8 protein-coding genes are annotated in these 7403 nt (G+C 60.1%); 7 read left to right on the top strand and 1 reads right to left on the bottom strand.

What is annotated here, in order from left to right; genetic code table 11:
• From ACQKP4_RS27690 to ACQKP4_RS27660, 7 genes are all read left to right on the top strand, one after another.
• On the top strand, positions 1–233 hold a 233-nt coding region (locus tag ACQKP4_RS27690), incomplete at its 5' end, for a c-type cytochrome (protein WP_427637202.1).
• A gap of 46 nt (positions 234–279) precedes the next feature.
• The gene (locus tag ACQKP4_RS27685; protein ID WP_427637200.1) at positions 280–891 is read left to right on the top strand and encodes a c-type cytochrome; all 612 of its coding nucleotides are present in this window, start codon (positions 280–282) and stop codon (positions 889–891) included.
• A gap of 199 nt (positions 892–1090) precedes the next feature.
• Complete coding sequence (locus ACQKP4_RS27680; protein WP_427637198.1) at positions 1091–1732, top strand: thiol:disulfide interchange protein DsbA/DsbL; 642 nt, start codon at positions 1091–1093, stop codon at positions 1730–1732.
• Positions 1733–1746: 14 nt separating this feature from the next.
• Positions 1747–2625 (top strand): endonuclease/exonuclease/phosphatase family protein, encoded by an 879-nt coding sequence (locus ACQKP4_RS27675; protein ID WP_427637197.1) that lies wholly within the window; start codon positions 1747–1749, stop codon positions 2623–2625.
• Complete coding sequence (locus ACQKP4_RS27670; protein WP_427637196.1) at positions 2622–4628, top strand: diguanylate cyclase; 2007 nt, start codon at positions 2622–2624, stop codon at positions 4626–4628. The genes ACQKP4_RS27675 and ACQKP4_RS27670 overlap by 4 nt, the downstream gene beginning before the upstream one ends.
• A 103-nt stretch (positions 4629–4731) precedes the next feature.
• The gene (locus ACQKP4_RS27665) at positions 4732–5511 is read left to right on the top strand and encodes an N-acetylmuramoyl-L-alanine amidase (protein ID WP_427637195.1); all 780 of its coding nucleotides are present in this window, start codon (positions 4732–4734) and stop codon (positions 5509–5511) included.
• 75 nt (positions 5512–5586) lie between these two features.
• Positions 5587–7200: an EAL domain-containing protein gene (locus ACQKP4_RS27660; protein ID WP_427637193.1), complete on the top strand. Its 1614-nt coding sequence runs from the start codon at positions 5587–5589 to the stop codon at positions 7198–7200.
• Positions 7201–7206: 6 nt separating this feature from the next.
• Here ACQKP4_RS27660 and ACQKP4_RS27655 read toward each other — a convergent pair.
• The coding region (locus ACQKP4_RS27655; protein WP_427637191.1) for an ATP-binding protein at positions 7207–7403 on the bottom strand (197 nt) is incomplete at its 5' end.

Here is a 7403-nt window from a genome sequence, read left to right as displayed (position 1 = left end):
CTGCTGAAAGGCGTGGCGCTGTCCATGCCTTCCCCAACCTGGAAGACAAAACCTGCCGCAACCTCGCTGCCACAGGGGAATGCGGGGGCGCTTGGACGCCGAGGTTGGCGAAAGGTATGGAGACGCTGGTGCAACACGTGACCCAGGGTTTCAAGGCGATGCCGCCGCGTGGTTTGTGCATGGACTGCAGTGCCGAGGATTACCAGGCCATCATCCACTGGATGAGCGAGTGATCCCGGTCCATAACTCTTTAACCCTTAGCCGTAGTTGGATTAGCTGATGAACAAATTGATCGTGAGTCTGCTGTTGACCGTGGGGATCTCCGGTATTGCCCATGCTGCAGGTGATGCGACTGCTGGTCAGGCGAAAGCCGCAGTATGTGGCGCCTGTCATGGCCCGGATGGCAATAGCATGGCGCCTAACTTTCCGAAACTGGCAGGTCAGGGCGAGCGTTATCTGAACAAGCAGCTGCATGACATCAAGTCCGGCAAGCGCACGGTCCTTGAAATGACTGGCTTGCTGACCAACCTGAGCGATCAGGACCTGGCCGATATCGCCGCCTACTTCGCCAGCCAGAAAGGCAGCGTTGGCGCCGCCGACCCGAAAGTCGTGGCTCGCGGTGAAGCACTGTTCCGCGGTGGTGACCTGGCCAAAGGCTTGCCAGCTTGCACCGGTTGCCACTCGCCAAATGGCGCCGGCAATGCGGCAGCCGGCTTCCCGCATTTGGGTGGCCAGCACGCTCAATACATTGGCAAGCAATTGACCGATTTCCGCAAGGAAGAAGGCGGCCGCACCAATGATGGCGACACCAAGCCGATGCAGAGCATCGCCAAAAAGCTCAGCGATGAAGATATCGCGGCAGTCTCCAGCTACATTCAGGGCCTGCACTAAAGCCTGTGGATCGAGCGTTGCGGGCGACGGACATCTCCTGCAACGTTAACGCTCGATTAATCCGTCGATGCAAGCATAAAAAGGGTGGCTTAGGCCGCCCTTTTTTGTGGCCGCTGCCGTTACACTACAGAACTGATGCCCGCCAAGATCTGTCCGAATCAGCTCGAGCGAGGCGAACGAAATTGTCCAGGAGTAAAGCATGCGTAATCTGATCATCAGCGCCGCCCTTGTCGCTGCCAGCCTGTTCGGCATGAATGTCCAAGCCGCCGAAGCCCCCACCGCCCCTTATGTTGCACTGGCCAATCCGGTTCCGGTTGCCGTGCCTGGCAAGATCGAAGTCGTGGAACTGTTCTGGTATGGCTGCCCGCACTGCTACGCGTTTGAGCCGGTGATCAATCCCTGGGTTGAGAAACTGCCATCCGACGTCAACTTCGTCCGTATCCCGGCCATGTTCGGCGGTCCATGGGATGCCCACGGCCAAATGTTCCTGACCCTGGAAGCGATGGGCGTTGAGCACAAGGTTCACACTGCGATATTCGAAGCAATCCAGAAAGAACACAAAAAGCTGACCACCCCGGACGAAATGGCCGAATTCCTGGCCACTCAGGGCGTCGACAAGGACAAGTTCCTGGCCACGTTCAACTCCTTTGCCATCAAAGGCAAAATCGTTCAGGCCAAAGAGCTGGCGAAGAAGTACGAGATTACCGGCGTGCCAACCCTGATCGTCAACGGCAAGTATCGCTTTGACGTAGGCTCCGCCGGTGGCGCACCACAGGCGCTGGAACTGGCCGACAAACTGGTCGACAAAGAGCGAGCGGCTAACAAGGCTGCTGCCAACTAAGCGCGGTAACTGCCATGCGCCGCTGGGGAACTGAACGCGTCGTCGGCCTGCATGATCCGCGGGTCAACGAGCATCATCTGGAGTCGACGGGCTTGCCCGCAGACAGTCGTCTGCGCCTGCTCAGTTTCAATATCCAGGTGGGCATCAGTACCGAGCGCTATCGGCACTACCTGACCCGAGGCTGGCAACACCTGTTGCCGCACACCGGGCGTGCCGACAACCTGCAAAAGATCGGCAATCTGCTGGGCGACTTCGATCTGGTCGCCTTGCAGGAAGCCGATGGCGGCAGCCTGCGATCAGGCTACGTCAATCAGGTCGAACACTTGGCGCAACTCGGCGCCTTCCCCTACTGGTATCAACAACTCAATCGCAACCTCGGCCGCCTCGGCCAGCACAGCAATGGCGTGCTCAGCCGCCTGCGCCCGTGGGCGATTGAAGATCACCCGCTGCCGGGGCCCAAGGGTCGCGGTGCGATTCTGGTGCGCTTCGGCGAAGGTCCGGAGGCGTTGGTGGTGGTCATGATGCACCTGGCGCTCGGCGCTCGTGCTCGCAGCCTGCAACTGTCCTACATCCGCGAATTGATCGGCGGCTATAAACACCAAGTACTGATGGGCGATATGAACACCCACGCCAGTGACCTGCTGCAAAACTCTCCATTGCGTGACCTCGGCTTGCTGGCGCCGCAACTGGAAGCGACGTTCCCTAGCTGGCGCCCGCAGCGCTGCCTGGACCATATTCTGCTAAGCCCCACGCTGACCCTCGAAAAGTTCGAGGTGCTGGCACAACCCATTTCCGATCACCTGCCGGTCGCGGTAGAGATTCGTCTGCCGGGTTCGCTCACGGCCGATGCATTGCCCGCGTTGAGTCCTGCCCTTCGCGGATCCCTTGAATGAGCGACGAAACACAGCGCTGGAAAGAGAAGTACCTCAAAAGCATCGAACAACAGGAAAAACTCGAACGTCGCTGGGATGCCAGGCTCGACTTGCTGCGCCGTGGCCTCGTGCGCAGCACGCTGGCGGCCGAGGGCACTGACCGCGCAGTCGATCAGTGCATGAAGGAAATGCGCGAAGTGGTGCGCACCGATGACATGGATGCCGGCCTCGCCGCTTTGCTTCCACGGCTGGAAAAAGCCGTGCTCGACTCAGAACAACGCCGCGCGACCCGCGTCAATCAAACCAGCGCCGCACTGACCGCACTGGTCACTCAACTGCAAACCCTGCCCCTGCCGCGTGAAGTGAGCCGACCGCTGAAGCACTTCGCCAAACAACTCGACGGGCGAGTCAGTCAGGCGCGGGAAATTCCGCTGTTGCTCAGCGAACTGAGCGGTTTGCAAGGCAAAGCCTTGCGGCAGCTGGAGAGCCCGGCCGAACCTGAGCGCCCAGGCTTTCTGCAACGGTTGTTCGGTGGCCGTGAAGCCGACGAAGTCGCTCCGCAGATGCCTGTTGCTGCAGTTCAGCCGCCTGCTCCGCCGTTGATTGAACCGGTAACCCGGAGCGCGCCAGAACCTGCCGAACCGTCGCCAATCATTGACGAGCCGCGCAGCGAGCCACCCACGGCGGTTGATACCTCGCCCATTGCCGCGCCGTCTGAATCCCTCGAGACTCAAGAGCCGCAAGCGACAGCGTCCGCACCTGAAGTAACGGCGTTTGTCCCACCGGTGGTTCAGACCAAGCCAGCACCCGAAACACCGTCAGCCATTGAGCCACCGCAAGAGACGGCTCCTCCCGTTCGCGCAGCACTCGATGAAACTCAGCCGGCCATCAATCCGGATGAGCTGACCCCGGCCCTCGACGCCGACGAACACGAACACATCGATGCTCACTACGCCCTGCCCGACTCGCCGGAACCGTCCTACAGTTCCGTCGCCAAGCACATTGAAGACACGCTGCTCGGCCTGCTCGACGACCTGACATTGCCCGAACGTCATCGACCGCAAGCCGAAGCGATGCGTGATCGCCTGGAAAATGGACTGAACTGGTACGAATTGCTGCCCATCCTCGATGATCTTGCGACGTTGATGCTGGCGATCAACGACAGCGGCCAGCACGAATTCGAAGCGTATTTGCAGCAACTCAACGAACGCCTTGAGTCGTTCCAGAGCAACTTGCAGGCCGCCAGTGTTGGCCATGCCGACAACCATTCCGCTGCACGCCGAATGGATACGCAGATCCGCGAACAGGTGGATGGCCTGCAAAGCAGCATGCACGAAGCGGCGGACCTGGACGACCTCAAGCAGATGCTGGAAAACCATCTGGAAGGCCTGCTCGGCACCATGGACCAGCACCAGAAACAGCGCGAGGAGCGCGAGCATGAAGTCACGGCACGCCTCAAGGGCTTGGCCGAACGCGTGGCGCATATGGAACAGGAAGCGCTGGTCTATCGCGAACATCTCGAAGAGCAACGCCAGAAAGCCTTGATCGATCCGCTGACCGGTCTGCCCAATCGCGCAGCCTGGAGCGAGCGCCTGGATCACGAAGTGGCCCAATGGCAACAGCACGGCAATACCCTGCTGCTGGCGATGCTCGACCTCGATCACTTCAAGCGGGTCAACGATGACTACGGTCACCTTGCGGGTGACAAGGTGTTGAAGATCATCGCCAGCGTGTTGCGCAAACGCCTGCGAAGCAGCGATTTTATTGCGCGATTCGGGGGTGAGGAGTTTGTGCTGCTCATGCCGGCGACCACCCCAGCCGTCGGTGCGAAATTGCTGGAAACCCTGCGCGCATCCATTGAGGCCTGCCCTTTTCACTTCAAGGGTGAGCGAGTCACCATCACCATTTCCATGGGCATGACCGCTTTCAGATCCGGCGAACACAGCGACTTGGTGCTTAAAAGAGCCGATCAGGCGCTATACCGCGCTAAAAATGCCGGGCGCAACCGAGTGGAGGCGGGTTGACGGCCATTTGTTCCATTTCATTTAAAAGCGCGCTTTGGCCGTCGGCGCGCAAGGCAGTACGTTACACTGTTGCATTACTGTCCTGCGCGTACTGCCTTCTGCCATGAAATGTCTTGCTCTCATTGTCTCGCTGTTGCTGTTGGCCGGTTGTGCCAGCGGCCCCCGAATCGACACCAGCCACCCTTCTGCCAATTACGACAGCCGCATCCAGTTTGTGGTCGTGCATTACACCTCCGCGTCGCTGGAGCGCTCGCTGCAATTGCTGACGCACGGTGAGGTCAGCAGTCACTACCTGATCGGTGACGACAAGGGCGCCACCATCTATAAGCTGATGGACGAAAATCTCCGGGCCTGGCATGCCGGCGAGAGCGAATGGCAAGGTCGCACCTGGTTGAACTCCAGCTCCATCGGCATCGAAATCGTCAATCCGGGCTTCAAGGATTCCCCGACCGGTCGCCTGTGGTACCCCTACAGCGAAGCCCAGATTCAATCGCTGATTGTCCTGCTCAAAGACATCAGCAAGCGCTACAACATCAATCCCCACTACATCATTGGCCACAGCGACATTGCACCGCTGCGCAAACTCGATCCCGGTCCGTTATTCCCCTGGAAACGTCTGGCCGCCGAAGGCCTCGGCATCTGGCCCAACGAGCAAGCCGTCGCGCGCCAGCAAGCGCAATTCGCGGCGCAGTTGCCCAGCATCGGCTGGTTTCAGGAACAATTGGCCCGCGTGGGTTACGCCTCACCGCAAAACGGCGAACTGGACGTAGCCACCCGCCACGTACTGGCGGCGTTTCAAATGCACTTCCGGCCTTCGCGCTTCGACGGCACGCCCGATGCCCAAACCGCGGCGCTGCTACAAGTTTTAAATCAGACAAAATAATGACGCCCGCCCGACGGTAAGGGCTTTTTCTCAATCAGCAGCTATAACTCATTGGTAATTCTTCGGATATCCATGATGGCAGTTGCTCGAGACACACTCCGTAGCTGGTTCTATCGCCCATGGTTTTTGGCGATGCTGGCTGCTGTCTTGAGCGCAACCCTGTTGATGGCGGCCAGCCTGTTTGTGGCCATGCATCAGGTCGAGCAGAACGAAAGCCAAGAGATGAATGCCCAGGGCGAGCGCTTTCTCGCGCGCCTGGAGCAACTGTTCGGCCAACTGCGCGAAAGCCTCGATGACCTGGAGGCCCAGCCGCTGCGGGGCTGCGATGCAGACATGATCGCGACCTTGCAGCAGGTCACTTTCAATTACCGCTTCGTCTACGAAGCGGCCTACATGGATGCTGCGCGGATCTGCTCCAATCGCCCACGCCAGGAAGGGTTGTCGCTGATCCGCCCGCCGGACATCAAGGGCCCCACTTACAGCTACTGGCTGAACACCACCACCGAACCCGATGAAAACCGTGCCGCACTGATGCTCGGGCGTGGCAATTTTCGTGTCGCGACGTCGCGCGGACATTTGACCGACATGGTCGATCTGTCGCCGGGCAGCAGCCTGCTGGTAGTGCTCGACCACGGCACCCGCGCCATTCCGGTCCTTGGCGCCGAACAAGTCTGGCCACCGACGGAAACCTGGCCGCCCAAAAGCCGCGACGCCCTGCAAGTCACGCAGACACGCCTGATTTACCGCATGCCCACCAACAATCCCGAGTACCAACTGGTGCTGATCACCCCGCGCACCGGGATGAAAATTCCGACGGTGTGGTGGTGGCTGTTGCCGGCCAGCCTGGCGTTGGGGATTTTCGTCGGGTTCATGGTGTTTCTGCTGGTACGCCAACGTCAGTCGCTGGACGCCGAACTGCATGGCGCTATCCGACGCGGCGAATTGCAGGTGCTGTACCAGCCGATCTTCGACCTCGACAGCCGCAACTGCGTCGGCGCCGAAGCCCTGCTGCGCTGGCGCAGACCGGACGGCACGCTGACCAGTCCCGACCTGTTTATTCCGATGGCGGAGAACACTGGCCAGATCCGCCAGATGACCGACTTCGTCTTGCAGCGGCTTCTTGAACAACTCGGGCAATTGCTCCGCGCCAATCCGCAGCTTTACATCTCGGTCAACCTGGCAGCGTGCGACGTTATGGTGCCGCGCATCGGCCAAGTGATGGCGCGCTTGTTGACCCTGCACCGGGTCGCGGCCAAGCAGATTGCCTTCGAGGTTACGGAAAGAGGTTTGATTGATGTCGAGGTGGCCAGGGAAAACCTGCAAGCCTTGCGCGATGTCGGGCACCAAGTGCTGATCGACGATTTCGGCACCGGCTATTGCAGCCTCGCCTACCTGCAAACCCTGCCGGTGGACTGCCTGAAAATCGACAAGGCATTTATCGACGCCCTCGGCCATGACGCGGCCAGCAGTGGCGTGGCGCCGCACATCATTCATATGGCTCAGGCGTTGCAATTGCGGGTGATTGCTGAAGGCATCGAACATGAGGCGCAGGCGAAGTTTCTCAGCAGCGAGGGCGTTCGCTACGGTCAGGGCTGGCTGTTCGCCCACGCGCTGAGCGCCGTGCAGTTCATCGAACTGATTACCCGTGGCCGCCGGCTGGCGGGGCGTCGCCTCGACGACGAAGCGTAGACCGACCTACACCGACAACGCCATGTAGAACTGAGTGCCCTGCCCCGGCCGCGAATAAACCCCCATCCGCCCGCCGTGCAACTGCACGATCTCTTTGCACAGCGCCAACCCCAAACCGGCGCCACCCTTCTTGCGACCCACTTGCACAAAAGGCTCGAAAATCCGCCCCTGCTGGCCGTAGGCGATGCCTTCGCCATTGTCTT

Origin of the sequence: Pseudomonas sp. NPDC086278 (assembly GCF_050280905.1) — a bacterium.
Taxonomy (GTDB): domain Bacteria; phylum Pseudomonadota; class Gammaproteobacteria; order Pseudomonadales; family Pseudomonadaceae; genus Aquipseudomonas.
The sequence above is the reverse complement of the archived record's forward strand: the minus strand, read 5'-3'. Positions and strand labels throughout refer to the sequence as shown.

Bases quoted from the DNA above. Each gene is read 5' to 3' on its own strand.
- ACQKP4_RS27685 (WP_427637200.1), top strand. From the start codon at position 280: ATGAACAAATTGATCGTGAGTCTGCTGTTGACCGTGGGGATCTCCGGT.
- ACQKP4_RS27680 (WP_427637198.1), top strand. From the start codon at position 1,091: ATGCGTAATCTGATCATCAGCGCCGCCCTTGTCGCTGCCAGCCTGTTC.
- ACQKP4_RS27675 (WP_427637197.1), top strand. From the start codon at position 1,747: ATGCGCCGCTGGGGAACTGAACGCGTCGTCGGCCTGCATGATCCGCGG.
- ACQKP4_RS27670 (WP_427637196.1), top strand. From the start codon at position 2,622: ATGAGCGACGAAACACAGCGCTGGAAAGAGAAGTACCTCAAAAGCATC.
- ACQKP4_RS27665 (WP_427637195.1), top strand. From the start codon at position 4,732: ATGAAATGTCTTGCTCTCATTGTCTCGCTGTTGCTGTTGGCCGGTTGT.
- ACQKP4_RS27660 (WP_427637193.1), top strand. From the start codon at position 5,587: ATGGCAGTTGCTCGAGACACACTCCGTAGCTGGTTCTATCGCCCATGG.